The 25,215-nt window shown below is 72.7% G+C and carries 20 protein-coding genes and 1 pseudogene; 9 read left to right on the top strand and 12 right to left on the bottom strand.

Annotated elements, in window-relative coordinates:
* Nucleotides 1-25: 25 nt before the first annotated feature.
* On the top strand, nucleotides 26-1,345 hold the full coding sequence (locus tag ACN27G_RS05465) for a ribonuclease D (protein ID WP_421491673.1): 1,320 nt from the start codon (nucleotides 26-28) through the stop codon (nucleotides 1,343-1,345).
* 47 nt (nucleotides 1,346-1,392) lie between these two features.
* On the opposite strand, the gene galE is transcribed toward ACN27G_RS05465, so the two are convergent.
* Nucleotides 1,393-2,418 (bottom strand): UDP-glucose 4-epimerase GalE, encoded by a 1,026-nt coding sequence (galE, locus tag ACN27G_RS05460; protein WP_421491672.1) that lies wholly within the window; start codon nucleotides 2,416-2,418, stop codon nucleotides 1,393-1,395.
* Between the two features lie 185 nt (nucleotides 2,419-2,603).
* On the opposite strand from galE, the gene ACN27G_RS05455 reads away from it, so the two are divergent.
* Together ACN27G_RS05455 and ACN27G_RS05450 are read left to right on the top strand one after the other, a co-directional pair.
* Entirely contained in the window at nucleotides 2,604-3,800 is a 1,197-nt protein-coding gene (locus ACN27G_RS05455; protein ID WP_421491671.1) for a thiolase family protein, read from the top strand.
* Between the two features lie 55 nt (nucleotides 3,801-3,855).
* Entirely contained in the window at nucleotides 3,856-5,952 is a 2,097-nt protein-coding gene (locus ACN27G_RS05450) for a 3-hydroxyacyl-CoA dehydrogenase NAD-binding domain-containing protein (protein ID WP_421491670.1), read from the top strand.
* Nucleotides 5,953-6,075: 123 nt separating this feature from the next.
* On the opposite strand, the gene ACN27G_RS05445 is transcribed toward ACN27G_RS05450, so the two are convergent.
* Nucleotides 6,076-6,735, bottom strand: coding sequence for a hypothetical protein (locus ACN27G_RS05445; RefSeq protein WP_421491669.1), 660 nt, complete (start codon nucleotides 6,733-6,735; stop codon nucleotides 6,076-6,078).
* Nucleotides 6,736-7,156: 421 nt separating this feature from the next.
* Here ACN27G_RS05445 and ACN27G_RS05440 point away from each other — a divergent pair, with 421 nt between their 5' ends.
* Both ACN27G_RS05440 and ACN27G_RS05435 read left to right on the top strand, forming a co-directional pair.
* Nucleotides 7,157-7,528, top strand: a complete 372-nt coding sequence (locus ACN27G_RS05440; RefSeq protein WP_421491668.1) for a hypothetical protein — start codon at nucleotides 7,157-7,159, stop codon at nucleotides 7,526-7,528.
* Nucleotides 7,525-8,049, top strand: a complete 525-nt coding sequence (locus tag ACN27G_RS05435; protein ID WP_421491667.1) for a roadblock/LC7 domain-containing protein — start codon at nucleotides 7,525-7,527, stop codon at nucleotides 8,047-8,049. The genes ACN27G_RS05440 and ACN27G_RS05435 overlap by 4 nt, the downstream gene beginning before the upstream one ends.
* A 30-nt stretch (nucleotides 8,050-8,079) precedes the next feature.
* Here ACN27G_RS05435 and ACN27G_RS05430 read toward each other — a convergent pair whose 3' ends face one another.
* From ACN27G_RS05430 to ACN27G_RS05405, 6 genes are all read right to left on the bottom strand, one after another.
* A complete protein-coding gene (locus ACN27G_RS05430) occupies nucleotides 8,080-8,739 on the bottom strand; it encodes an arsenate reductase ArsC (RefSeq protein ID WP_421491666.1) in 660 nt (219 codons plus the stop codon).
* Complete coding sequence (locus ACN27G_RS05425; protein ID WP_421491665.1) at nucleotides 8,736-9,422, bottom strand: MarR family transcriptional regulator; 687 nt, start codon at nucleotides 9,420-9,422, stop codon at nucleotides 8,736-8,738. The genes ACN27G_RS05430 and ACN27G_RS05425 overlap by 4 nt, the downstream gene beginning before the upstream one ends.
* 97 nt (nucleotides 9,423-9,519) lie before the next feature.
* A complete protein-coding gene (locus ACN27G_RS05420; RefSeq protein WP_421491664.1) occupies nucleotides 9,520-9,936 on the bottom strand; it encodes an arsenate reductase ArsC in 417 nt (138 codons plus the stop codon).
* Nucleotides 9,937-10,134: 198 nt separating this feature from the next.
* Nucleotides 10,135-11,235 (bottom strand): ACR3 family arsenite efflux transporter, encoded by a 1,101-nt coding sequence (gene arsB, locus ACN27G_RS05415; RefSeq protein WP_421491663.1) that lies wholly within the window; start codon nucleotides 11,233-11,235, stop codon nucleotides 10,135-10,137.
* On the bottom strand, nucleotides 11,235-11,540 hold the full coding sequence (locus ACN27G_RS05410; RefSeq protein WP_421491662.1) for an ArsR/SmtB family transcription factor: 306 nt from the start codon (nucleotides 11,538-11,540) through the stop codon (nucleotides 11,235-11,237). Before ACN27G_RS05410 ends, arsB begins: the two co-directional genes overlap by 1 nt.
* A gap of 140 nt (nucleotides 11,541-11,680) precedes the next feature.
* Nucleotides 11,681-12,058 (bottom strand): ArsR/SmtB family transcription factor, encoded by a 378-nt coding sequence (locus tag ACN27G_RS05405; RefSeq protein WP_421491661.1) that lies wholly within the window; start codon nucleotides 12,056-12,058, stop codon nucleotides 11,681-11,683.
* Nucleotides 12,059-12,139: 81 nt separating this feature from the next.
* On the opposite strand from ACN27G_RS05405, the gene ACN27G_RS05400 reads away from it, so the two are divergent.
* Complete coding sequence (locus tag ACN27G_RS05400; protein ID WP_421491660.1) at nucleotides 12,140-13,531, top strand: NAD(P)-binding domain-containing protein; 1,392 nt, start codon at nucleotides 12,140-12,142, stop codon at nucleotides 13,529-13,531.
* Between the two features lie 916 nt (nucleotides 13,532-14,447).
* Nucleotides 14,448-15,392 carry a DUF2637 domain-containing protein gene (locus tag ACN27G_RS05395; protein WP_421491659.1) on the top strand — a complete coding sequence of 315 codons (945 nt, stop codon included), beginning with the start codon at nucleotides 14,448-14,450 and terminating at the stop codon, nucleotides 15,390-15,392.
* A 521-nt stretch (nucleotides 15,393-15,913) separates the two neighbouring features.
* Here ACN27G_RS05395 and ACN27G_RS05390 read toward each other — a convergent pair.
* A pseudogene (locus ACN27G_RS05390) lies at nucleotides 15,914-17,071 on the bottom strand (sensor histidine kinase); the annotation flags it as partial.
* Nucleotides 17,068-17,754 carry a response regulator transcription factor gene (locus ACN27G_RS05385; protein WP_421491658.1) on the bottom strand — a complete coding sequence of 229 codons (687 nt, stop codon included), beginning with the start codon at nucleotides 17,752-17,754 and terminating at the stop codon, nucleotides 17,068-17,070. The pseudogene ACN27G_RS05390 and the gene ACN27G_RS05385, both read right to left, overlap by 4 nt.
* 301 nt (nucleotides 17,755-18,055) lie before the next feature.
* Between ACN27G_RS05385 and ACN27G_RS05380 the strand changes: the two genes are divergently transcribed.
* A complete protein-coding gene (locus ACN27G_RS05380; protein ID WP_421497247.1) occupies nucleotides 18,056-19,852 on the top strand; it encodes a hypothetical protein in 1,797 nt (598 codons plus the stop codon).
* Between the two features lie 50 nt (nucleotides 19,853-19,902).
* Here ACN27G_RS05380 and ACN27G_RS05375 read toward each other — a convergent pair whose 3' ends face one another.
* Entirely contained in the window at nucleotides 19,903-21,822 is a 1,920-nt protein-coding gene (locus tag ACN27G_RS05375) for a hypothetical protein (RefSeq protein WP_421491657.1), read from the bottom strand.
* On the bottom strand, nucleotides 21,819-23,723 hold the full coding sequence (locus tag ACN27G_RS05370; RefSeq protein WP_421491656.1) for a hypothetical protein: 1,905 nt from the start codon (nucleotides 23,721-23,723) through the stop codon (nucleotides 21,819-21,821). The genes ACN27G_RS05375 and ACN27G_RS05370 overlap by 4 nt, the downstream gene beginning before the upstream one ends.
* Nucleotides 23,724-24,004: 281 nt before the next feature.
* Here ACN27G_RS05370 and ACN27G_RS05365 point away from each other — a divergent pair, with 281 nt between their 5' ends.
* Nucleotides 24,005-25,201 carry a hypothetical protein gene (locus tag ACN27G_RS05365; protein ID WP_421491655.1) on the top strand — a complete coding sequence of 399 codons (1,197 nt, stop codon included), beginning with the start codon at nucleotides 24,005-24,007 and terminating at the stop codon, nucleotides 25,199-25,201.
* The last annotated feature ends 14 nt before the right edge of the window (nucleotides 25,202-25,215 follow it).

Below are 25,215 nucleotides of genomic sequence, written 5' to 3'. Positions count from 1 at the left end.
TCGGGGCTGAGACTAGGGTTGTCAGGTGACCGACGAACCACCCCTGCGCCGTCGGGCCGCGCAACGCCGAGCAGGGGACGAGCCGCACAGCCTTCCGGCGCCCGCGCCGGAGCCCGAGACAGTGGGGCCCGACCCAACGCCCGGCGGGCCCGTACCGCTCCTCGCCCCCCGCGACGGAACGCCGATCCCCGTCGAGACACCCGCCGGCCTGGCCGACGTGGTGGCCCGGTTCGCGGCCGGCACCGGCCCCGTCGCGGTCGACGCCGAGCGCGCCTCCGGCTACCGCTACAGCCAGCGGGCCTACCTGGTGCAGCTCCGCCGGGCCGGAGCCGGCACCGCGCTGGTCGACCCGCTGCCGCTCGGCGACCTGAGCACCCTCGACGAGGCGATCGCCGACGCCGAATGGGTGCTGCACGCCGCCAGCCAGGACCTCGCCTGCCTCGCCGACGTCGGGCTGCGGCCGAGGCGGCTCTTCGACACCGAGCTGGCGGCCCGGCTGGCCGGGTTCGAGCGGGTCGGCCTGGCCGCGCTGACCGAGCAGCTCCTCGGCTTCACCCTGGAGAAGCACCACTCCGCGGCGGACTGGTCGAGCCGGCCGCTGCCGGAGTCCTGGCTGACCTACGCCGCGCTCGACGTGGAGATGCTCACCGACCTGCGCGACGCGCTCGCGGCCGAGCTGGAACGGCAGGGCAAGCAGAAGTGGGCGGCGGAGGAGTTCGCCGCACTGGTCGCCTGGGGCGCCCAACCGCTGCGGCAACGACCGGACCCGTGGCGGCGCACCTCCGGCATCCACCGGGTGCGCGGGGCGCGGGCGCAGGCCCGGGTCCGCTCGCTCTGGTACGCCCGGGACGAGATCGCCGCCCGCCGCGACTCCGCCCCCGGCCGGGTGCTCCCGGACGCCGCGATCATCGCCGCCGCCGAGATGGACCCGAAGGACGAGCGGAGCCTGCTGATGCTGCCCGGCTTCGGCGGCCGGTCGGTACGCCGGCTCGTCCGGACCTGGCTGGACGCTCTCGCCGACGCCCGGCAGCTGCCGGACGACGCGCTGCCGGTGAGCCCGACGGTCGAGGGTCCGCCCCCGCCGCACCGCTGGGCCGAGCGGGATCCGGCGGCGGCGGCCCGGCTGGCCCGGTGCCGGGAGGTGGTCGTCCGGATCGCCGCCGCGCACACCCTGCCGCCGGAGAACCTGATCACCCCGGACTCGGTCCGGCGGCTGGCCTGGACCCCGCCGGACGAGATCACCCCGGAGATCGTCGCCGAGACCCTGCGCGGCTACGGCGCCCGGACCTGGCAGGTCGAGCTGATCGCCGGGGAGCTCGCGGGAGCGCTTGTCGGGCCCGGCTGAGTCGGCGGCCGGGGGTCGCGGGCATGCCGGGCGCCGCAGGCGCCCGGTCACCCGAGCAGTTCGTGCCGGTGACTCCCGGAGCCGAGCAGTTCGTCCCTGATCCGGCACCACTGCACGGCATGCCGGATGCCGTCGACGACGGAATACTCGGGCTTCCAGTCGAGCAGTAGGCGGGACCGGGTGCTCCGGGTGAACGCGCCGGGTCCGTCACCGGGGCGGGGTGGCGCCTCGCGGCTGCGTACCGGCCCGACCGCCTCGGCGAAGGCGGCGACGAGCTCCCGTACGGTGGTGCCGTCCCCGGTGCCGAGGTTGACCGCCTCCACCGCGTGGTCGCCGCCGGGCGGCAGGATCTCGTCGAACCGGCGCAGCGCCTGGACGTGTGCCCGGGCCAGGTCCCAGACGTGGATGTAGTCCCGGATCCCGGAGCCGTCCCGGGTGGGCCAGTCGGTGCCGGTGATCGAGAATTCTCCGCCGCCGGTCCAGGCGTCGATCAGCCTGCCCAGCGCGTGTGTCGGCCGCACCACCTGGAGGCCGGTACGCAGCCGAGGATCGGCCCCGATCGGGTTGAAGTAGCGCAGCGACAGCGCCCGCAGCGGGGTGGCCCGGGCGGTGTCCGCGAGCACGCTCTCCATCATCGCCTTGGTCCGGGCGTACGGGCTGACGGGCTCGATCGGCGAGCTCTCGTCCACCGAGAAGTCGGCGCCGGCACGGTAGATCGCCGCCGACGAGCTGAAGACGTAGCGGGTGACCCCGTTCCGGAGCACGTGGTCGAGAAAGTCGAGCGACTTGGCGACGTTCTCCCGGTAGTAACGCAGCGGCTCGCTCACCGACTCGGGCACCACGATCAGCGCCGCCGCGTGCAGCACGGCGGTGATGTCCGGATGGTCGGTGAAGATCCGGTCGAGCAGCGCCGCGTCGGCGATGTCACCACGGTAGAAGGCCCGCTCCCGGGTGAACTCGACCCGGCCGGTGCAGAGGCTGTCCAGGATAACCGGCTCGATGCCCTCGTCGAGGCAGGCCGACGCGACGGTGCTGCCGATGAAGCCGGCGCCGCCGGCGACGAGCACCTTCACGCTGACTCCGGACCGATCGAGAGGTTTATCATTGCTCAGCCTTTAACGGGCAATAGCGGGATTGTCGGGCACTCAGCCGGACGATATGTGGCCCGAGCCACACCAGGGGCGCGAACGGCGCTAGTTACTGACTAGTAGCATCCGAGGTGTCCGCCCACCCCGGCCCCAGCGGCAAGGAGGCTCCAGTGCCCCGTGAAGTCCGCGACGTCGTCTTCGTCGACGGCGTCCGCACCCCGTTCGGCAAGGCGGGCGGGATGTACGCCCACACCCGCGCCGACGACCTGGTGGTCCGCTGCATCCGCGAGCTGCTGCGGCGCAACCCGCAACTGCCGTTGGAGCGCGTCGACGAGGTGGCGGTCGCCGCCACCACCCAGACCGGCGACCAGGGCCTCACCATCGGCCGGACCGCCGCACTGCTCGCCGGGCTCCCCCGGACCGTGCCCGGCTACGCCATCGACCGGATGTGCGCCGGCGCGATGACCGCGGTCACCACCGTGGCCGGCGGGATCGCGATGGGCGCCTACGACGTGGCGATCGCCGGCGGCGTCGAGCACATGGGCCGGCACCCGATGGGCGAGGGGGTGGACCCCAACCCGCGGATCCTGGCCGAGAAGCTGGTCGACCCCTCCGCCCTGGTGATGGGCGCCACCGCCGAGAACCTGCACGACCGGCTGCCGGGGATCACCCGGGAGCGTGCCGACGCGTACGCGCTCGCCTCGCAGGTCAAGACCGCCAAGGCGTACGCCAACGGCAAGCTCCAGCCCGACCTGGTGCCGGTGGCGACCCGTGACCCGGAGGCCGGCTGGGGGCTCGCCGCCGTCGACGAGGCACCCCGGGACACCTCGCTGGAGAAGCTCGCCACCCTCAAGACGCCGTTCCGCCCGCACGGCCGGGTCACCGCCGGCAACGCCGCCGGGCTCAACGACGGCGCCACCGCCGGGCTGCTCGCCGCCGAGGAGGTCGCCCGGGAACTCGGGCTGCCGGTGGCGATGCGACTGGTGTCGTACGGCTTCGTCGGGGTGGAGCCGGAGGTGATGGGGTACGGCCCGATCCCCTCCACCGAAAAGGCGCTGCGGATCGCCGGCCTGACCATCGACGACATCGGCCTCTTCGAGCTGAACGAGGCGTTCGCGGTGCAGGTGCTGGCCTTCCTCGACCACTTCGGCATCGCCGACGACGACCCCCGGGTCAACCAGTGGGGCGGGGCGATCGCGGTCGGGCACCCGCTCGCCTCCTCCGGCGTACGGCTGATGACACAGCTCGCCCGGCAGTTCGCCGAGCACCCGGAGGTGCGGTACGGCGTCACCGCGATGTGCATCGGTATCGGCATGGGCGGCACGGTCATCTGGGAGAACCCGAACTGGGAGGGTGACGACAAGTGAGTGCGAGGAGTGAGCCGGGTCTGCGAGCCCCGCAGTGCGATCGGAAGGTGGCGCAGTGACGGTTCCGCGTAACCCGAACGAGGTGGTCACCCGGTCGCTGCTGCGCCTGGTGGACGTGCCCGGGCTGGACCGGCCGGCCGCACTGATCACTCTGGACAACGGCTTCGACCACACCAGACCGAACACCTTCGGCCCGACCGGTCTGTCCAGTCTGGACGAGGCGGTCACCTCGGCCCTGGCGGCGGAGCCGGCCTTCGTCGCGGTGACCGGCAAACCGTACATCTTCTGCGTCGGCGCCGACCTGACCGGCCTGCCGATGCTGGCAGACCGCGACCAGGCCCGCGAGATCGGCCGGCTCGGACACCGGGTCTTCGGCCGGCTGCGCACCAGCGCGGTGCCGACGTTCGCCTTCGTCAACGGCGCCGCCATGGGCGGCGGGCTGGAGCTGGCGCTGCACTGCCACTACCGGACCCTCTCCGGCGGTGCCTCCGCGCTGGCCCTGCCCGAGGTCTCGCTCGGCCTGGTGCCGGGCTGGGGCGGCACCCAACTGCTGCCCAACCTGATCGGCATCGCCGGTGCGGCCCAGGTGGTCATCCAGAACCCGCTGATGCAGAACAGGATGCTCAAGCCGAAGCAGGCCGCCGAGCTCGGCATCGCGGACGTGCTGTTCGAGCCGGCCGACTTCCTGGAACGCTCGCTGGAGTGGGCCGCGCAGGTGGTGCGCGGCGAGACCCGGGTGACCCGGCCGGAGGTCGACCGGGAGATGTGGGACGGGGTGCTCTACTTCGCCCGGCAGACGCTGGACGAGCGGCTGCACGGGGCGGTCCCGGCCGCGTACCGGGCGCTGGAGCTGCTGGGACTGGCCCGGGAGGCACCGGTGGCCGGCGGCGACGACCCGGACGGGCTGCCCGCCGGGATGGCCGCCGAGGTGGAGGCCCTGGCGGACCTGGTCTTCAGCGAGGAGCTGCGCAGCGGCCTCTACTCCTTCGACCTGGTGCAGCGCCGGGCCAAGCGGCCGGCCGGCGCGCCGGACCGGGAGCTGGCCCGGCCGGTGACCAAGGTCGGCATCGTCGGCGCCGGCCTGATGGCCTCGCAGCTCGCGCTCCTCTTCGCCCGCCGGCTCCAGGTGCCGGTGGTCCTCACCGATTTGGACCAGTCCCGGGTGGACAAGGGTGTCGGCTGGGTGCACACCGAGATCGACAAGCTGGTCGGCAAGGGCCGGCTTCCCGAAGGTACGGCGGCCACCCTGCGCGGCCTGGTCAGCGGCTCGGTCGACAAGGCCGTCTTCGCCGACGCCGACGTCGTCGTCGAGGCGGTCTTCGAGGACCTCGCCGTGAAGAAGCAGGTCTGGGCCGAGCTGGAGAAGATCGTCTCTCCGGAGGCGGTGCTGGCGACCAACACCTCCTCGCTCTCGGTCACCGCGATGGCCGCGGATCTGGAGCACCCGGAGCGGGTGGTCGGGTTCCACTTCTTCAACCCGGTGGCGGTGCTGCCGCTGCTGGAGATCGTCCGGGGCGAACGCACCGACGAGGCCACCCTGGCCACCGCGTTCGCGGTCGGCAGGGAGCTGCGCAAGTCCTGCGTCCTGGTCGCCGACGCCCCGGCGTTCGTGGTCAACCGGCTGCTGACCCGCTTCCTCGGCGAGATCTTCGCGGCCGTGGACGCCGGCACCCCGCCCGAGGTGGCGGATGCCGCCCTCGACCCGCTGGGCCTGCCGATGCGGCCGCTGGCGCTGCTCCAGCTCGTCGGGCCGGCGGTGGCGTACCACGTCGGCGGGACGCTGCACGCCGCCTTCCCGGACCGCTTCGCGGTCAGCGAGAACCTGCGGCGGATCGCCGAGTCCGGCAGGCCGCTGGTGGTGGACGGCGACATCAACCCCGAGGTGGCCGGCCTGCTGGAGGTCGGCTCGGCGCCGCTGACCGCCGAGGAGGTACGCCGGCGGGCGCTGGACGCCCTCGCCCAGGAGATCCGGCTGATGCTGGACGAGGGTGTGGTCGCCGAGCCGCAGGACATCGACCTCTGCATGATCCTCGGCGCGGGCTGGCCGTTCCACCTCGGCGGCGTCACGCCGTACCTGGACCGGACCGGCACCTCCGAGCGGGTCACCGGCGCCCGCTTCCTGCCCCCGGGCCTGGCCAGCCTCCCCGGCTGAGCCCGACCACCCACGATCGCGGTGATCAGGGACCCGTCCCGGCGGGTCGCACGGCGCGCCGTGCGACCTGGTCCCTGATCACCGCGATCTGCCCGGACACCGGCGGTACGCAGCGGGGCGGCGTCAGCCGATCCGCAACCGCCAGCCCTCGATGTGGGTCGGCGCGGTGCTGTTCTGCGGGTAGTAGCCCCACTCCTCGCAGCGGCCTCCGGTCACCGGCTGCTCATTGATCCGGGTCGTCGCCCGCCATGCCTCGACCGCGTAGCTCACCTGGTACGCCTCCACCCCGTACTCGGCGATCAGCCGGGTCCGGGGCGGCACCGGCACCTGGATGCTCACGCCGCGCTCCGTCACCTGGGTCGACACGATCTGGGTGCTGACGTTGGTGGTGAGGAAGTCCTGCTGCCCGGTTGCCGAGATGCCGATGGTGGTCTGGATGCTGAAGGTCTGGGACACCCGCGACGTGATCGTGTAGCTGACGGTGCTGTCGGTGCCGTTGTCGAGCAGTTGCCCGTCGCTGACCAGGAACGTCGGGGTGGCGCTGTAGAGGGTGTAGCGGTAGCCCTCCCAGACCCGCCCGGCCCGGCTGCTGGAGATGAGCTTCCAGCTCGTGATGGTGCCCGGGCAGGGCACGATCGCACCGGCGCTGGCGACGCCCGGTGCGACCGTCACCACCGGCACGGCGAGCAGGCCGGCCAGCGCGGCGAGTACGCCCAGCCGCGCCCGCCATCGCCTCCCGCCCTGACCCGCGGCCCTGCCGAGCGTGGCTTTCCAGGTGTTCACGTGACCTCCCGGGGGGTGCCTGACGCGGACGCGTCGTACGGCTGCCGACGGTGGTGGCCGGGGTGCCGCGGTTGGTCTGCCCGGCCGGGCGGGGGCGCCGGCCGGGCAGGGTTAGAGGCTCACCCACCGCACTGGACGGCGACTGGACGGCGACTGGACCCGCCGCCGGCCCGACCGCTGATCCTGGATCGGGCGACGCGCTAGCAGGTAGGGCTGGGCATTACCATCCCCTTGCCACCTGGAGTTGTCCGCCCGCCGGATGATCACTTTGGACCGGTCAGCCTGATGATCGTTTTCGCTGGTGCGCGGGACCTGCCGGTATGCGAGCCTCTCCGTGGAAGTTCCACGGCAGCCACCGGCAGCGAAGGTCCTCGGCACCGCGTACCCCGCCGCCGGTGACCACACGACCGGAGGGAGAACCGTGGCGAACCTGGACGTCGCACTCAAGGGCGCGATGAGCATCGACGGTGCGATCGGCGTCGCGTTGGTCGACTACACCAGCGGAATGACGCTCGGTGTCGCAGGGGGGACCGCCGAACTCGACCTGACCGTCGCCGCCGCCGGCAACACCGAGGTGGTGCGGGCCAAGATACGCACGATGGAGATGCTCAAGCTCAACGACACGATCGAGGACATCCTGATCACGCTCGGCAGCCAGTACCACGTGATCCGGCCGCTGCGCTCGCACTCGGGCAAGGGGCTGTTCCTCTATCTGATGCTCAGCAAGAGCCGCGCCAACCTCGCGCTCGCCCGGCACCAGTTGCGCGGCATCGAGGAGAGCCTGGAGTTGTGAGCACTCTCGACGGCCGCGAGACGACGCTGCCCCGACGAGTACCCGAGCCCGGGGCGGACCAGGTCACGGAGTTCCCGCCGGAGCAGGCCGGCACGACCGGGCAGCCTTCGGCACCCGACTTCCCGGCCGGGCCCGAACGGGTTCCGCACATCGCCATCGACGCCGTCCTCTCCGAGCTGCGCCTGCTGATTCCCGGTGTGCTCGGCTGCGTCCTGGGCGGCGTCGACGGCATGCTGATCACCCACAACCTGCCCGACGACGCGGACCCCTGGGATCTGGCAGCGCTCGCCGCGACCACCTTCGGGGTCGGCCGGCAGGTCGGGCTCCGGCTCCGCCAGGGCGCGTTCCGGGAATCGACCGTACGCAACCAGGACGGCTACCTCAGCGTCTACGCCGCCGGCCCGAGCGCCCTGCTCGGGGTCGTCGGCACGGACGCCATCAACGTGGCCCGACTGCACCTGCACGCGCCGACGGCCGCCGAACGGCTCGCCGCCCTCCTCGCCGGCACCGCCCGGCAGTAGCCCGGCCGTGGTCTTTCGGTGACCCGCTCGTCAACCGGCGACGGGGATGTCGAGTTGGTCGAGGAGGTGGCGTACGCGGCGTTCGATGTCGTCGCGGATGGGGCGGATCTGCTCGACCGTGAGGCCGGCGGGGTCGTCGACGGTCCAGTTCTCGTAGCGTTTGCCGGGGAAGATCGGGCAGGCGTCGCCGCAGCCCATGCTGACGACGACGTCGGCGGCGCGGACGACCTCGTCGGTCCAGGGTTTGGGGTATTCGGTGGAGATGTCGATGCCCCGCTCGGCCATGGCCGCGACGGCGGCGGGGTTGATGTCGGCGCCTGGTTCGGAGCCGCCGGACCAGGCGAGGGCGTGGTCGCCGGCGAGGTGCTGGAAGAAGCCGAGCGCGATCTGGCTGCGGCCGGCGTTCTGTACGCAGAGGAAGAGCACGACGGGGCGGCCGTCGGTGTGCCGGCCCTCCACTCTGGCCAGGGCGGTCAGTCGTTGCCGGGCGAAGCGTTCGGCGAGCAGCGGCAGGTAGTGCGGCACGGTGCTGGCGCCGGCGAACTGGTCGTAGCTGGTGTGCAGGAACCGTTCGATGGTTTCGGCGCCGTAGACGCCGGTGAACTCGTCGGCGAGCCGGACGGCGGCGGTGTGCAGGGCGAGTTGCTGGTCGATGGGGATCTGCTGGCGTTGCCGGGCGAGGTCGGTCATGGGGTGTCCCTGGGGGTGAGTGCGGGGGCGAGGCGGTCGATCCGGTCGGAGATCTCGGTGAGGGCGGCTTCGAAGGCATCGTCGGTGTCGGCCCGGGCCGGGTCCGGCACCGACCAGTGCAGCCGGGGTCGCGCCTGGTCGGGCAGGTGTTCGTGGGCGTTGTCGCAGACGGCGATGACCAGGTCACCGGCGCGGACGACGTCGCGGACGTGTGCGGTGTGTGCGGGGTCCAGCCGCAGGCCGTGCCGGCCGGCGACGCGTACCGCCCGGGGGTGGACCCGGTCGGCCGGCTCGGTGCCGGCCGAGTCGGCCGGGATGCGGCTGCGCCGCGCCCAGAGCGCGGCGGCCAACTGGGAGCGGGCGGAGTTGTGGGTGCAGACGAAGACCACCCGGTCGGCCGGGGGTAGCGCCGGGAACGCGATGGCGGCCAGGGCATCGGGTAGGAGGCGCAGGTAGGTGCGGCGCCGGTCGCCCTCCGATCGGGTACGCACGACCAGTCCCGTCGCCTCCAGCACCTTGACGTGGTGCGCGACCAGGTTGGTGGCCAGGCCCCGCGCCTGGGCGATCTCTCCCGGGGCCGCGTCACCCAGGCGCAGCGTGTCGACGATCGCCAACCGGGCCGGGTCGCCCAACGCGGCATGCACCCGGGCGCGCAGCTCAAGAGAGTTAGACTCAGTAATCATTGAGTCAATGATTACTGAGCCGATTTCCGATGTCAAGCGTGGGTTCGCCAGCGGTCCGGCGGTCCGGCGTCACCGCCGCCGACGATCAGCAGCCGGGTCATCCCACCGTCCGCTCCGCTGCCAGCTCGGCCAGTAGCTTCTCGACCCGGGTCCGGATCTCGTCGCGGATCGGTCGGACGGCCTCGACGCCCTTGCCGGCCGGGTCGTCGAGCTGCCAGTCCTCGTACCGCCTGCCCGGGAAGACCGGGCAGGCGTCGCCGCAGCCCATGGTGACGATGACGTCGGAGCTTTCCGCGGTCTCCCACTCCAGCTTCCTGGGAATCTGGTCGGTGATGTCGATGCCAACCTCGCGCATCGCCTCGACGGCGGCGGGGTTGATCTGGTCGGCGGGCGCGGAGCCGGCGGAGCGGACCTCGACGGCGCCGCCGGCGAGGTGGCGTAGCCAACCGGCGGCCATCTGCGAGCGGCCGGCGTTGTGTACGCAGACGAACAGGACGGTGGGCGTGTCAGACATGATCGGTTCCTCCGAGGTGGCGTCGTGCGGCTCGGTTCTGGCGCTGGTCGCACCGAGCGGTACTGGAACGTGCGATGTACGGCCCGTTGAGGTAGCGACTGATCGGGGCCGGGCGAACGTTCGGCGGGAGACCCGCGCCGAGGGCCTGCCCCGCAGCCGTGACGGCGTCGTCGGCGCAACCGGCCCCGGGTGTGTCGGTCACGACCGACCCGCCGGCACCGCGGGGTCGACCGGGAACAGACGCCGACGCAGCGCGAGGCTGACGTAGACCAGCGCGACGAGGACAGGGACCTCGATCAGTGGGCCGACGACCCCGGCCAGGGCCTGCCCGCTGGTGACCCCGAAGGTGCCGATCGCCACCGCGATGGCGAGCTCGAAGTTGTTGCCGGCGGCGGTGAACGCCAGGGTGGTGGTGCGCTCGTAGCTGAGCCCGATCGCAAGCCCGAGGGCGTACGAGCCGGACCACATGACCGCGAAGTACACCAGCAGCGGTACGGCGATCAGCGCGACGTCCCACGGTTGGCTGGTGATCGCCTCGCCCTGCAGGGCGAACAGGACGACGATGGTGAACAGCAGTCCATACAGGGCGACTGGGCCGATCTTCGGCAGGAACGTCTGCTCGTACCAGGTGCGTCCCCTCGCCCGCTCGCCGAAGCGGCGGGTGAGGTAGCCGGCGAGCAGCGGGATGCCGAGGAAGATCAGCACGTTGCGTGCGATGTCCCAGCCGGACACCTGCAACGCTTCGCCGGACAGCCCCAGCCGGTCCGGGAGCACGGACAGGTAGAACCAGCCGAGGACGCCGAAGGCGAGGACCTGGAAGATCGAGTTGAGTGCGACGAGGACGGCGGCCGCCTCCCGGTCGCCGCAGGCGAGGTCGTTCCAGATGATCACCATGGCGATGCACCTGGCCAGGCCGACAATGATCAGGCCGGTGCGGTACTCGGCGTGGTCGGCCAGAAAGATCCAGGCCAGGGCGAACATGACCGCCGGGCCGATCAGCCAGTTCAACACCAGGGAGGAGATCAGCAGTCGACGGTCACCGGTGACGGTGTCGAGCCGGTCGTAGCGGACCTTCGCCAGCACCGGATACATCATGACCAGCAGGCCGACGGCGATCGGCAGGGATATCTCGCTGATCTTGACCGCTTCCAGCGCGGTGTCGAGTCCCGGGACGAGTCGGCCGAGCAGCAGGCCGACGACCATCGCCAGGCCGATCCAGAGCGGCAGGAACCGGTCCAGGCGGGACAGCCGGGCGACGACCCCGGGTGCCTCGTCGGCGGTGGGGGCGGTGGTGGTCATCAGCACTCCCGGCGGGATTCGGAGTTGGCCCGGGCCTGGGCGGCAAGGTCGGTGAGCTTCGCGGCGGCGGCCTCCAGGGCGTCGGGCAGCAGCCGGTAGTAGGTGAACCGGCCGCGTGGTTCGGTGACGACCAGGCCGGCGTCGCGCAGTTGTCGCAGGTGCCCGGAGACGTTCGGCTGCTTCGCCCCGGTGTCGGCGACGAGGTGACAGGTGCAGGCCGGCCCCTGGGCCAGCAGGTCGACGATCTGCGCCCGCAGCGGGTCGGCCAGCAACCTGATCACATCAGCCGCTTCTGATATCAGCACGCCCTGATGTAACCATGTGCTGGTCTCACCCGTCCGGCCGGCGGGTGAACATCAGATGTACGGCCGGCGCCGACGTCCTCGGCACCGCACCGGCCGCCGCAACGCGCCGGCATGCGGCCCGGCGCGCCAGGTGGGCCGGATTACGCGCTCACCGGAACCCCGACTTCGAGCAGGCCGGCGAGCTGCCGCATGATCCCTGGTCGGGCCCGGTAATAGACCCAGGTGCCTCGACGCTCGGCATCGACGAGACCGGCCGCACGCAGGGCCTTGAGGTGGTGGGAGATCGTCGGCCCGGACAGGTCGAACGCCGGGGTGAGGTCACAGACGCAGATCTCGCCGGCGGGCGCCGAGGCGATCATCGACATCAACTGCAGCCGCACCGGATCACCGAGCGCCTTGAAGGCCGGAGCGAGCACGGCGGCGGTTTCCGCCGGGATCCGCTGTTCACTTATCGGCGCACAGCACGGCGTCGCGGCATTGAGACCGCTCAGGGCGAGCGCCACCTTCTGCTTCGACATGCCTCTAGGTTGACAGATCTCAAAACAGCGTGCAAACCTCTGATTCGAGAAACGTCGAGACAGCGTCGAGGTGACAGGATCATGCCGGACCGCCTGGAAGATCTGCCCATAGCCGTGATCGGCGCGGGCCCGGTGGGCCTGGCCGCCGCCGCTCAGCTCCACCAGCGCGGACTGCCGTTCATCGTCCTGGAGGCCGGTGAGGGTCCTGCCGCGGCCGTCGGCCGGTGGGGGCACGTGCGGCTGTTCTCGCCGTGGCGGTTCAACGTCGACCAGACCGCCGCCCGGCTGCTGCGCGACGCCGGCTGGGTCGAACCCGACCCTGACGTCCTGCCCACCGGTGGCGAACTCGTCGCGGACTACCTGCGACCGCTGGCCAACCTGCCGGCGATGAAGCCGACCATCCGGTACGGAACGCGAGTGGTCGCCGTGACCCGCTTCGGACTGGACCGGCTCCGCACCGCCGGGCGAGAAGACACCCCGTTCCTGCTGCGGCTCGCGTCCGGTGCGGACCTGCTGGCCCGAGCGGTCGTCGACGCGTCCGGCACCTGGCACACACCGAACGTCCTCGGCGCCGCCGGCATCCCCGCCCACGGAGAAGCCACCGCCGCCCGGAACATCGAACACGCGCTACCCGACGTGCTCGGCAGCGACCGGGACCGGTTCGCCGGCAAGCGGGTCCTGGTCGTCGGCGCCGGCCACTCCGCCGCGAACACCCTCCTCGCCCTGGCCGCCCTCGCCGAGCAGGCACCCGGCACGACGGTCGGTTGGGCGATCCGAGCCGCCAACCCGGCCCGTACCTACGGCGGCGAGACCGCCGACGCCCTACCCGCCCGCGGCGCTCTCGGCACCCGACTGCGGGAACACGTCGACGCCGGCCGCATCGGCCTGGTCACCGGCTTCTCCGTACACCGGATCGCCCCGGCGGCCGACGGCGCGGTGACGGTGTCCGACGGGACCCGGACCCTCACCGCGGACCGGATCGTATCGGCGACCGGCTTCCGACCCGACCACTCCATCGCCACCGAACTCCGTCTCGACCTGGACCCGATCATGGGCTCGACCCGGGCCCTGGCCCCGCTGATCGACCCGAACCAGCACTCCTGCGGTACCGTCCCACCCCACGGTGTCGACGAACTCACCCACCCCGAACCCGGCTACCACGCCATCGGGGTCAAGAGCTACGGCCGCGCCCCGACGTTCCTGATGGCCACCGGCTACGAACAGGCCCGCTCCGTCGTCGCCGCCCTCGCCGGAGACTGGGCCGCGGCCCGCGACGTCCGGCTCGACCTGCCCGAGACCGGGGTCTGCAACAGCAACCCGGTCCTCGACGACACCACCATCACCGACAGCGGTGGTGGCTGCTGCGTACCAGGTAGCGATCGGCCTGGTCGTGCCCCCATCGCAGGAGATCGGTCGCGGTCCGCTCCCAACCGGGGTCGGCCGTTGCCGGATAATCGCCCTCCAGGGCGGTGATGATGCCGTTCCACACATGGCCGAATTGAACAAGTGAACTGTAGTGCAGTTCGGCTGGTGTGGTGAAACCGCCGAGTTCGGGAAATCTGGGTGCGTCGTCGGGGTAACCGTAGCGGTTCTCCGGTGCGACGTAACTCAGCCAGTGGGCGATCAGATGCTGCAGCGCGGATTCGCCGGGCTCATACAGCGCCCGGCTTCCGTCGGGCGTACCTGACCCGGGTGGCCACGGCTCCGGATAACCCTGGACCATGATCATTGAACGGATCCGGTCCCAGGTCTGCACCGGCCAGGGGCCGAGACCGACGGTGCGCATGAGGACGGCCCGGACACGCTGCGCCCGCGCCTCGTTGACGGTTTTCACGATCGCTTGAGCGGTCCAGAAATGCCGGTCCCCCCTCTTGATCGTCAGCCGATCGACCGTATGGAGGGCACGCTCGATATGGAGAACGACGACGGTGAGTGAGTCAGTCCCGTGTCGTACCACGCGAAGATGGTGAAAATCGGATAGTGCGTACTGCCGGAAGGACCGCTGACGTCCCAGTCGGTCACTTCGCCGCACGGTGACCAGTCGGCCGTCGAACCATAGGCGGGCCCGCTCCGCATACAGCTTGATCGGGGAGGCGTCGCTTGCCGGCATTCGCCAATGTTTTCATCACCCCTGGTACGCGACAAGCTGCGTGACGCGGTTTCAGCGCTCCCAGCAGTCCGGCCGGGAAGGAACTCCGTGACGTGCTCTGGTCGGTGCGACAAGGGCCGCGCCGCAACGCCAAGCACACGGACGGCCGACGGGCGGTGAGCGACACGCCGGAGATCGGGGTGGTGCACCGGCTGGATGGCTTCGCCCGTAAGGATGAGCGGTCGGGCCGGCTGGTCCGCTGGGCCGAGAGAAGGCACGACGACAGGCAAGGAGCGACCTGTGCCCCTCACACAGCTTCGCCGGGTCCGCTGGGCCGTACGCGCCACCCTGACCCTCGGGGTCGCCGCCTCGGTGGTGGCCAACATCCTGCACGCCCGGGACAACCCGATCAGCCAGGCCATCGCCGCCTGGCCCCCGCTGGCGTTGCTGCTCACCGTCGAGCTGATCTCGCGGGTGCCGGTACACCGCCGCTCGTTGGCGTTCGCCCGGCTGGCGGCCACCGCCATCATCGCCGGGATCGCCGCCTGGGTGTCGTACTGGCACATGGTCGGGGTGGCCGCCCGGTACGGCGAGACGGGCGCCTCGCCGTACCTGCTTCCGCTGTCGGTCGACGGCCTGATAGTCGTAGCCAGCATCTGCCTGGTCGAGTTGGGCGGACGGATTTCCGCCACCCAGGCCGCGGCCAGCTCTGCCCAGGACACGACCGCTGCGGGCCAGGAGACGACCGCTGCGGGCCAGGACACGCCGGCCTCCGAGACGGCCCCGGCCCGCGACAGGGCCACATCTGCCGTCCCCGCAGGCGTGCTCTCCGTGGCGGCACGGTCCGCACCGGCAGCGCCGCGTCCGCCGGTGCCACAGGCCGCCCAACCGGCGCACCCCGCCCTGGCCGGTGCGGTCGAGCCGATCGGGCCGATCGGGCCGGTCACCCGGATCGGCGAGCAGGTCGTCGCCGTCGCGTCCCCAGGGGTGAAACCGGTCGCGGCGGCGAAGCCCCGGAGGACATCGGGAGCCTCCCGAAAGCCAGCCTCACCCGGCCGCGCCGGGAAGGCCGGCACGTCGGGCCGGCCCCGGCGCCCGATCGCCGAGACCGCCGCGCTGGCCGCCGCGATCCAGGCGGAGCGGCCGGAGGCCACCGATGCCGACGTGGCACAGGAACTCGGCATCACCCCCGCCCGGCTGCGGGCGATCCGCCGCGAGGTACGCGACCTCGATCTCGCCGCCTGAGGGTCGGGTTACCGCCCGGGGCCCGTCATCGGCCGGTCACGGGGACACGCCGCCCGTCGGCCCCGTCCGGCGTTGCCGCCCGGCGTTACGTGCACGCCCCGGTCGGGCATCGGTCAGTCGCGCGCCGCGTCGCCGCCGGGCCCGGACTCCGGCAGGTCCCGGCGGATCCCTCCCGGCGTCTCCGGCTGCGGCCCCGGCACGGGTGCACCGGCCGGAGCGGCCCGGGCGGCCGTCGATCCGAGCGGCACCGTGCTGGCGTTACTGCTCGGCGCGGACACGCCCGCCGGACCGCTCGGCGCGGACACGCCCGCCGGACCGCTCGGCGCGGACACGCCCGCCGGACCGCTCGGCGCGGACACGCCCGCCGGACCGGCCGGCAGTGTCACGCCCGCCGGACCGGCCGGCAGTGTCACGCCCGCCGGACCGGCCGGCGACGGGGCCGGGTTCGCGGTCGAGGGCCGGACCGGCGCCGCGCCCGGGGCCCCGCCGACCACGGCCGACGCGGCCACCACCGGGGTGGTGTCGGCGGCCGGAAGCGTCACGGTCACCTCCAGCCCGCCGCCGGGCTGGGCGACCGCGCTGACCGTGCCGCCGTGCGCGTCGCAGACCGCCCGGACGATCGAGAGCCCCAACCCGGAACCCCGGGCCCCGGTCCGCTCCCGGCCGCCCCGCCGGAACGCCTCGAAGAGCCCCGGTACGTCCGCCTGCTCCACCTCGAAGCCGGTGTTGCCGACCACCAGCCACGCCTGCTCGGGATCCGACCCGGTCCGCACCCACATCCGGCCGTGCAGGTGGTTGTAGCGGACCGCGTTCTCGATCAGGTTGCCGGCCAGCCGTTCCAGCAGGCCCGGGTCGCCGACCACCGGTGCCGGCGCCAGTGCCGTGGAGACCTGGAGCTTGAGGCGGCCGGTCTCGGCCCGGACGGCCGAGAGCGCCGCGCCGGCGCCGGTGGCGAGATCGGTCGGCGCCTTCCGGGCCAGCCGGCGGCCCGCCTGCGCCTCGCTGCGCGCCAGCACCAACAGCGCGTCGACCAGGTTGTTGGCCCGCTCGGAGGCGTCCCGGACCACGGTCGCCATCCGCCGGTACTCGGCCACGTCCGCCTCGTCGTCGGCGAGCGTCACGTCGATCTCGGTACGCATCACCGCCAGCGGCGTACGCAGTTCGTGCGAGGCGTTGGCGACGAACCGCTTCTGCGCCTCGAACGCTTCCCCGATCCGGTCCAGCATCGCGTCGAAGGTGCCGGCCAGCTCGGCCACCTCGTCGTCCGCGCCGGAGTAGCGGATCCGCTGGTCGAGGGTTGCCTCGCCGAGCCGGCGGGCGGTCGAGGTGACCTGGTGCAGCGGGCGCAGCGCCCGGCCGGCCACCGCGTACGCCCCGATGACCCCGACGACGCTGATCGCCAGCAGCGCCACCAGACCCTTGACCAGCAGCTCCCGGGACGCGCTCTGCGCCATCTCCCGCTGCCACTCGCTCGCCTGGACCAGTCTGCCGTCGGAGAGTTCGAGCATCGGATCCGATGTGAGCTGGGTGGCCGGGGTCAGCGCGTCGCCGACCAGCAGCCAGGCGAGCAGCACGAGGATCGCACCGGCCCCGATCAGCAGGATGCCGTTGAGCAGGGTCAGCCGGAGCCGCAGGGTGGGCCGCAACCGTGGCCGGCGCCGGGTCAGATAGACCGTCATGCGCTCACCTGCCCCGGCACGTACGGATCCGGCACCCGGTAGCCGGCGCCGACGACGGTCTCGATCAACGGTGGGTCACCGAGCTTCTTCCGCAGCGTCATCACGGTCACCCGGACGGTCGTGGTGAACGGGTCGGTGTTGGCGTCCCAGACCCGTTCCAGGAGTTCCTCGCTGGACACCACCGCCCCGCGCGCCTTGAGCAACTCCTCCAGCACGCCGAACTCCTTGCGGGTCAGGTCCACCGCCGCCCCGCCCCGGGTCGCCACCCGCCGGGCCGGATCGACCACCAGGTCGGCCACGGTCAGCACCGGCGGGGTGACCGGGGTGGCCCGGCGGCCCAGCGCCTGCACCCGGGCCACCAGCTCGTCGAAGGCGAACGGCTTCGGCAGGTAGTCGTCGGCGCCGAGCTGGAGCCCCTCCACCCGGTCGGCCACGGTGCCGCTCGCGGTCAGCATCAGCACCCGGGTGAGGGCCTCCGAGGTGACCAGGTCGGCACAGATCTGGTCACCGTGCACGCCCGGCAGGTCCCGGTCGAGCACCACCACGTCGTACCGGGTGACGAACGCCATCTCGTGTCCGACCGAGCCGTCGTAGGCGACGTCCACCGCCATGCCCTTGCGGCGCAGTCCCCGGACGATCGCGTCGGCCAGGTTGCGCTCGTCCTCCACCACCAGTACCCGCACCAGGACCTCCCGGACTAGCTGTCGGGGACAACCTATCCGTGCCGGACAAGCAACGGCCCGCGGCCGAACCTGCCGGGGCAGCCGCCACACCCCGACCGACGCGTCCAGGCGGCGGCAGTGCAGCACCGCGGCGTCCCCGCCTCCGGTGGCCGGTCCCCCGGCCACCGGCTCCCTTCTCCCCCGGCCGTCCCGGCCCGGCCGGACCTTTCGCGCAGGTCGGGCACACTCGGGATATCCCAGACGGGTACCCCGCAATTCGGACGCGAGGTCACCTGTACGATGGCGCCTCGTGGCACTTCCGGTGGTGGACAGTTCTTCGGATGCCGAAGCCGGCTCGACCGAGGCCCGGCAATCCCGACGGTGGCGGCGCCTCCGGGCTCCCGCGCGGGCCGACCTGCTGGCCATCGGAGCGTACGTCCTGCTCGGCGTCTTCGTCTGCGCCAACTACTGGGTGGACGTGAACCACCGGGTCTCGTCGCACCTGCCCACGGACCACAGTTGGTTCGAGTGGCTGTTCGCGCATGGCGCGTACTCGCTGCGGCACCTGGAGGACCCGCTCTTCTCCGCCCGGCAGAACGCCCCGGACGGGGTCAACCTGATGGCCAACACGTCGCTGCTGGGCGTCACCCTGCCGCTGGCGCCGCTCACCTGGGCGTTCGGCCCGCAGGTGACGTACGCGCTCTATCTCGGCGGCGCGCTCGCGGCGACGTCCGCCACCTCCTACTGGATGCTCTCCCGGCACCTGGTCTCCTCCCGGGGCGCGGCGTTCGTCGGCGGCGCGTTCCTCGGCTTCGCGCCCGGCATCATCCACCACGCCAACGGGCAGCCGAACTTCGTCTCCAACTTCCTCCTCCCGCTCATCGTCGTCCGGGTGCTCCGGCTCGGCGAGCCGGGGCGCTGGCTGCGCAACGGGGTGGTGCTGGGCCTGCTGGTGGCGTACCAGATCTTCATCAACGAGGAGATGCTGCTGCTCACCGCGCTGGCCTGCGCGGTCGTGGTGCCGCTGCACGTGGCGTTCCGCTGGTCGCTGATGCGGGCACGGCTCTGGACCTACCTCCGCGCCCTCGGCGTCGGCGGCCTGCTGGCACTGCTGCTGGCCGGCTACCCGATCTGGTACCAGTTCAACGGCCCGCAGTCCTACCGGGGCCTGCAGGGCGGCGTCTTCCACAACTGGGGCGAGGACCTGCGGGCCTTCGTCACCTACTCCCGGGACACCATCGCCGGCTCGCCGGAGGTGGAGAAGACCATCGGGATCACCGAGCAGAACACCTGGCTCGGCTGGCCGCTCGTCGGGCTGGCCGTGCTGCTCGCGGTGCTGCTCTGGCGGAGCTCGGTCGCCGCCCGGATCGCCGGGCTGCTCGGCGCCGGGTTCGCGCTCGCCTCGCTCGGCCGGCAGGTCCGCGTCGACGGCGAGCTGACCGACCACGAGGGGCCGTGGCACCTGCTGCCGGAGGACCTGCCGCTGGTCGAGATGATGATGCCGACCCGGCTGAGCCTGGTCACGGTGGCCGCCGTCGGCGTCCTGGTCGCGCTCGGCTGGAACGAGGTCGCGAAGAGCCGGGGCGGGGCGCCGGCCCGGGTGCGGATCCTGGGGTACGCCGCGATCGCGCTCGCGCTGCTGCCGATCGTCCCGCGCCCGCTGCCGGCCATGCACGTCGACCCGCCGCCGCACTTCATCACCTCCGGAGCCTGGCGCCCCTACGTGCCGGCGGGCCGGACCCTGGTGCCGGTGCCCATCCCCAGCAACGTGCACGGCCTCAGCACGCTGCGCTGGAGCGCCCTGACCCAGCACGCCTTCCCGATCCCGGCCGGCTATTTCATCGGGCCGGACGCGGAGGGCAACGGGGTCTTCGGCGCGCCGTCCCGGCCGACCAGCCTGCTGATCTACGGCACCATGGACCGGGGCGCCGCGCCGGTGGTCACCGAGGAGAACCGGCGCCAGGCGGTCGAGGACCTGCGGTTCTGGAACGCCTCGGTGGTGGTGCTCGGCGACCACCCGTCCGCGCCCGCCCTGCACGTCCTGCTCGCCGGGCTGCTCGGTCCCGGGCAGCGGGTGGACGACGTCTGGCTCTGGGACGTCCGCCCCCTCGTCGGCTGACCACGACACCCGCCCGCCGGTAAGTCAGCCGACACCCGCCCGCCGGTAAGTCAGCCGACCCGGTCGCGGACGTCCCACACCCATGCGCCGGAGATGCCCCGCCCCGGCCCGAGCAGCCGGTCCAGGGTCTCCTTGACCGGGGCGCCCCGGTGCAGGCCGCCCTGCACCACGACGGCGGCCCGCCAGTGCCGCAGGTCCTCGACCGCCTGCCGCCGTTCGGTCTCGCCGATCGGCGGCACCTCGCCGGTGGCGGCGACCCGGTCCAGCAGCACCGCCGTCGGCCGGTCCGGCGCACCCCAGCGCCCCTGCGGGTCGTCCGGGCCGGTGGGCCCGATGAAGTACCCGCCGGGTGCGGTGAAGGCCAGTCCGGTCCGGGCCGACCAGTACATCCCGGCGATCGCCTCGGTGCCCCTGGTCGGCGGCACCGGCACGAGGGTGCGCCCCGGCGGCACGTACGCCCGCCACTCGCCGCTGGCGACGAAGTCCGGCACCGGCCAGACCGGCCTGGTGTGCAGCGGGGTCGGCGCCACCGGCAGCAGGACGGCGGCGACCGCCCCGGTCCAGAGCAGCCGGACCGGCACCCGCCCGCCGGGCGTATCCGTCGCGGTCGTCGTCCCGGTCCCCGGCACCGGGTCGCCCGCCGCCGTGCGGCGAGGGATCCGGTCGAAGGAGATCGCCAGCAGGATCGCCAGGGCCGGTACGCAGATCAGCGGGAACCTCGCCGGCACCGCCAGGTCGATGAGTGGCAGCCAGGAGACCAGCCGGTACGGGCCGGGCAGCTCCAGCACCTCCCCGCCGACCCGCAGCTCCTCGCCGAGCGAGAGCGCGGCGAAGACCACCGTGCAGAGGACGAGCGCCCTGACCAGTGGCCGCCGCCACTGCCAGAGCGCGATGACCGCGCAGAGCACGATCAGCGGCAGGCCGAAGAAGGAGTTCTCCTCGGTGAGGTTGGGCGAGAGCTTTCCGGGCACCGACTCGTGACCGGCGATCGACTGCCGGGAGGCGGCGGTGAACGACTCCAGGTCGAGCGGGTACGCCGCCGGGTCGAAGGGCAGCCCGCGGTAGTGCCCCGGCCCGAGGAACTGGAACCAGAGCGGGTACGCCAGCAGCACCACCGCGACCAGCGCGCCGACGCCGAGCCGGCCGACGAACGCCGGCGCCAGCCGGCGGGCCGTGCGGGGTGCCGCCACGACGAATCCGATGGTGAAGACCCCGCAGCCGAGCGCCAGGAAGACCAGCACCTCCTCGCCGAGGAAGACCTGGTAGCAGACGAGCAGCCCGAGCAGGACACCCCGCCGGAGCACCCGGTCGGTGCGCGGGTCGAAGACCACCGCGAGGATCGCCGGCACCAGGAACTGCGCGATCATGTGCAGGTGACCGGTGGCCTGGGAGATCATCCCCGGGGCGAAACCGCAGAAGAGACCGGCGACGGCGGCGCCGAGGCGGGAGCCGACGAGCCGGCGGGAGAGGAAGAGGTACCAGGCGGTGGCCGTACCGGCCAGGGCGAGCACGACCGCGGTCAGGTAGGTCGTCTGCGAACCGAAGAGCAGGGTCACCGGCGTCAGTGGCACGCCCAGGCCGAGCACCGAGGTGTTCGCCATCAGGTTGATCCCGTCCGGCGCGTTCAGCGCGGTGCTGTACAGCGGGTTCTCCAGATGGGTCACCGCCCGGGCGGCGCGGGCCAGCATCCACTCGAAGAGCATCATGTCGTTGCTGGCGTAGGTCATCCGGTCGCGGTGCCACCAGAGCCCGGAGGTGACGTAGCCGGCCGCGGCCAGGTAGCACAGCACGACGGCCGCGTCGACAAGCGGGCCGCGACGCCGGGCCGACCAGGCACGCAGCCCGGTGAGCAGGTCGGCGGCGCGCCGCAGCGCCGCCCGGCGCCCCGGGACGCGCCCGTCGGCCGCCGCCGGCACGGCCGACGGGACCGCGGCGTCCGGCGCGGTCCGCGGTCGGCTCGGGCCGCTCACCCCGCCGAGCGGTTGGTCAGGGCGCGGACGTCCCACACCCACACGTCGGCGGTGCGTTGGGCCGGCCCGGCGAGCTGGTCGACGGTGGTACGCAGCGCATCGGAGTGCTCCTGCCGCTCCGGCAGGACCAGGATCGCCGCCCGCCAGTGCCGGAGCTCGTCCAGGGCCCGGCGGCGCTGCCGGTCGTTCAGGGTTGCCGGCTGCCCGTTCGTGGCCACCTGGTCGAGCACGGCGCTCAGCCCGCTGGGCCGGCCGCCGAAGCGTCCCGCGTCGCCGGTGTTGCCGTTGCGGGGCGCCAGGAAGTAGCCGCCGGGAATCTTGAAGTCGAGATCGGTGGCGGCGGCCCAGCGCATCCCGTTGGTGTGCCCCATCGCCGGGATCGGCACCGGCACCAGCGTCTGGTCGTCGCCGACGAACGGGCGCCACTGGCCGGAGGTGATGAAGCGCGGCACGGGCGGCCGGCTGACCTCGCGCAGCGGCAGCGGCAGGATCGGCACCAGCGCGATCGCCAGCGCCGTCACCACGACCGCGCGTAGCGCCCGCGGCTCGGCGAACCGCATCGTCCAGGCCCGGTCGGTGGCGAGGGCGAGGATCAGCCCGATCACCACGGTGGTGATCAGACCGAACCGGGTCGGCACCACCGCGTCGAGCAGCGGCGCCCTGACCAGGATGTCCCACGGCCCCCAGAACGCGCCCCGGTTCCACCAGGAGATCCGCTCGCCGAGCGAGAGGATCGCGAAGAGCAGGGCGGTCGCGGCGAGGGCCCGGATCACCACCTCGCGGCGGAGCCAGACCACGATCGCCACGGTCAGCAACGCGAGACTCCAGCCGAAGAAGGCGTTCTCCTCCGAGTAGTTCGGAGCCAGGTCGGCATTGGCCTCCTGGTTGCCGCCGAGCGTGGTGGAGCCGGGCGCGAAGAACGCGGCCAGGTCGTTGCCGTAGTCCCGGACCGCGTCGCTGAGCCCGTGGTACGCCTGCCGCCCGGCGAACTGCACGATCAGCGGGTACGCCAGCAGCGCCCCGGCGAGCAGGGCGCAGACCGCCAGCCCGGCGCCGAGCGGGCGCCACGCCGCCCGCCACCGGCCAGGCTGCTGCACCAGCACGGCGAAGAGGAAGACTCCGCACGCCATCGCGGTGAAGAGCAGGATCTCCTCGTTGATGAACGCCTGGTAGGTGACGATCAGCGCGAGGATCACCCCGTCCCGGACCGGCCGGGTGGAGCGGGTCAGCACGAGGACCCGCCAGACGATGAACGGGAGCAGGAACTGCGAAATGATGTTGGGGTGCCAGTTGGCGTGCGACAACAGCGCCGGGGAGAAGCCGCAGAACCAGCCGCCGGCGATGGCCGCGATCGGGGCGCTCACCAGGTGTCGGGAGAGCACGTAATACCAGGCGGAGGCGGTGCCGGCCAGGCCGAGGGTCACCAGCACCACGAAGGAGACCGCCGGTCCGAAGAGCAGCGTCACCGGCACCATCGGGATGCCCAGCCCCAGGATCGCCGTGTTGGCCATCAGGTTGACACCGTCCGGATAGTTCAACCGGTCGGTGAAGAACGGGTACTCGCCGTGCAGCACCACGCGCACGGAGTGGGCGAGGAAGTACTGCACCTGCGCCGGGTCGCTGCTGTAGAGGGCGGCGACCCGGCCGGCCGGGTCGAGCCAGATCTGGCTGGTCACCCAGAAGCCGGCGACCAGGAAGAAGGCGTAGACGGCGAGGTCGCGCCGCCAGGTCGGCCAGCGGCCCGGCCGGGTGTTCGGGGCACCGGTGGGCCGGTCCGGCGTGCCGGGGTCCTCCTCCGGGCCGCCGGACCGTGGGCCCGGCTCGCGACCGGCGGGCCCGCCAGCCGACCCGTTCTGTGAGCCCTTCTCGGCACCACTGCCCGGACCGGAAGGTCCGGCCACGCCGCCATCGACCCCGGTCGCCGTTCGGCTACCTGACTCGGGGCCGTCCTGGTCGGGCGTGCTGTGCAGACGTGGCTCGGCAAGCGTCACAGTCGGCGGAGTCTACAGGAGTACCCCATTGGTCCCAGTTGCCTGGGCCGCGGGTGTCCGCGGGGCGGGCGGTCCCGCCCGGCCGGCCGTCCCCGATCGGGTCGGGCTTTCCCGGGTCCCGCCCGGAGGGCGTCCGAGATCTCGTAGGATGTGGCTTCCGTCAACGACTGAGGCGAATCGGGAGCACAGCGGTGGGTCCACTCGCTCGTACCGGCATCGTCGGCGCGGCCCTCACGCTGGCCCTCCTCGCGGGCGGGTGTGGCAGCATCCCGAAGGAACCTCCGGCGACGCTGCGGGTCGGCTACGACACGCTGGACGGCACGCTCCGGGTCTGGCCGTCCCGGGGCTCGCTCTCCGGCGATCCACAGGCGACGGCGGCGGTGGCCCGGGCGGTCGACGAGTGGCGCTCGCCGGTCGAGGACCGGGTCCACTTCCCGACCTCCGGCATCCTCTGGCTCGGCGAGGTCGACGGCGTCCGGCTGGCGCTCGTCGCCGCCGACGTGCCGGGCGAGGCGGCGTCCTGGCTGCTGCAGTTGACCGGCGACGGCCCGGGCTTCACCGTCGACCGGGCGGTCGAATACACCGACCCGGGCTACCTGGTCTATTCCGACGTCCTGCCCGTGCAGTTGCCGACCGGCCGGCGCTACCTCGTCTCGGCCCGGGTGGAGCGCCTCCTCGGACCGGACCGCCGGCCGCTGACCATCACCGGCGGCCTGACCGGGCCGGTCGCGCTGCCGGCCTGCGCGGCGAGCACCGTCACCGCCCGGCTGCGCCCCAGCGAGTCGCTGCCGACCGGCAAGTCCGCCGAGCGGACGATCGATCTCGGCACCGGCATCGAGGCGCCGCGCTACCCGCTGGTCGGCGACGACACCGGCAGCGGCGCCCGGGTGTTGGACGGCCTGGACACCTGCGGGCTCGCCGCCGAGACCGGGCCGTTCGGCAGCATCCCGCACCAGGTGCACGGCGAGGCGCAGCCCGACTCGGTGCCGGTCTCCTGGCCGATCGACCAACTCTCCACGAAGCCGCTGGCCGACGATGTCGAGCTGGACGGCAGCGGGGAGCCGAGGAAGCTGGAACAGCTCAACTGGCGCACCGACGAGGGGATGATGTCGGCGGTCCTGTTCCGGCCCGCCGCCGGGCCGCCGGTGGTGTCGGCCGCCGACCGGCTCGAGCCACTCCAGACGTACGTCCTGCCGCTGGCCCGCCCCGTCGCGGTGCTGGTCTGGCAGCCGGGCCGGGACGCCAGTCTCGCGGTGCCGCCCGACACCACCCGCCTGGTCGACCGTCCGGGGCTGATGGTGGTGGCGAAACCCGCGACCCGGCAGACCTTCAGCCTGATCACGCCGGGGAAGACCACCGACCGCTCGGTCGGCGGCGAAGACGACTGACCGGCGGGACGGGC

The organism is Plantactinospora sp. WMMB334 (assembly GCF_049179095.1).
Lineage (GTDB): Bacteria > Actinomycetota > Actinomycetes > Mycobacteriales > Micromonosporaceae > Plantactinospora.
The sequence above is the reverse complement of the archived record's forward strand: the minus strand, read 5'-3'. Positions and strand labels throughout refer to the sequence as shown.

Bases quoted from the DNA above. Each gene is read 5' to 3' on its own strand.
- ACN27G_RS05430 (WP_421491666.1), bottom strand. From the start codon at position 8,739: ATGACCGACCTCGCCCGGCAACGCCAGCAGATCCCCATCGACCAGCAA.
- ACN27G_RS05425 (WP_421491665.1), bottom strand. From the start codon at position 9,422: ATGATTACTGAGTCTAACTCTCTTGAGCTGCGCGCCCGGGTGCATGCC.
- ACN27G_RS05420 (WP_421491664.1), bottom strand. From the start codon at position 9,936: ATGTCTGACACGCCCACCGTCCTGTTCGTCTGCGTACACAACGCCGGC.
- arsB (WP_421491663.1), bottom strand. From the start codon at position 11,235: ATGACCACCACCGCCCCCACCGCCGACGAGGCACCCGGGGTCGTCGCC.
- ACN27G_RS05405 (WP_421491661.1), bottom strand. From the start codon at position 12,058: ATGTCGAAGCAGAAGGTGGCGCTCGCCCTGAGCGGTCTCAATGCCGCG.
- ACN27G_RS05400 (WP_421491660.1), top strand. From the start codon at position 12,140: ATGCCGGACCGCCTGGAAGATCTGCCCATAGCCGTGATCGGCGCGGGC.